A 1,076-nucleotide genomic window follows, 5' to 3' on the forward strand; every position below is an offset into this window, starting at 1 on the left:
CTCCTGGGACGCGTTGCCCAAGCCTCGGGAGATCTACGAGTTCCTGGACTCGTACGTGATCGGTCAGGATCAGGCCAAGAAGGCGTTGTCGGTGGCGGTGTACAACCACTACAAGCGGGTGCGTTCGGAGGGTGAGCGTCCCGGTGGTGAGGATGTGGAGATCGCCAAGTCCAACATCTTGTTGTTGGGTCCGACGGGGTCGGGTAAGACGTTGTTGGCGCAGACGTTGGCGCGGATCTTGAACGTGCCGTTCGCGATCGCCGACGCGACGGCGCTGACGGAGGCGGGGTACGTCGGTGAGGATGTGGAGAACATCCTGTTGAAGTTGATCCAGGCGGCCGATTACGACGTGAAGAAGGCCGAGACGGGGATCATCTACATCGACGAGGTGGACAAGGTCGCGCGTAAGAGCGAGAACCCCTCGATCACCCGGGACGTGTCGGGTGAGGGGGTGCAGCAGGCGTTGTTGAAGATCTTGGAGGGGACGACGGCGAGTGTGCCTCCTCAGGGTGGGCGCAAGCATCCGCATCAGGAGTTCATTCAGATCGACACGACGAACGTGTTGTTCATCTGTGGTGGTGCGTTCGCGGGGTTGGACAAGCTCATCGAGTCGCGGACGGGGCGGCAGGGGATGGGGTTCAACGCGGTGTTGCGGTCCAAGGAGGAGTTGGTCGGGGGCGGGTTCGGTGAGGTGATGCCGGAGGATCTGTTGAAGTTCGGGATGATCCCGGAGTTCATCGGTCGGTTGCCGGTGATCACGAGTGTGCATGATCTGGATCGTGAGGCGTTGATCCGGATTCTGACGGAGCCGCGTAACGCGTTGGTGAAGCAGTATCAGCGGTTGTTCGAGTTGGACGGTGTGGGGTTGGAGTTCACGCCGGAGGCGTTGGAGGCGATCGCGGAGCAGGGGATCATTCGGGGGACGGGTGCTCGGGGGTTGCGGGCGATCATCGAGGAGGTGTTGTTGTCGGTGATGTACGAGGTGCCCTCGCGTGAGGATGTGGGTCGGGTGATCATCGCGCGGGAGACGGTGATCGACAACGTCAATCCCACGATCGTGCCCCGCGCCCAGATCG

The 1,076-nt window shown here is 61.8% G+C and carries 1 protein-coding gene; it reads left to right on the top strand.

Annotation, left to right across the window (positions count from 1 at the left end; all coding sequences use genetic code 11):
* The coding region (gene clpX, locus PWG71_RS28610) for an ATP-dependent Clp protease ATP-binding subunit ClpX (RefSeq protein ID WP_274813186.1) at nucleotides 1-1,076 on the top strand (1,076 nt) is incomplete at both ends.

The organism is Nocardiopsis sp. N85 (genome assembly GCF_028882275.1).
GTDB lineage: Bacteria > Actinomycetota > Actinomycetes > Streptosporangiales > Streptosporangiaceae > Nocardiopsis > Nocardiopsis lambiniae.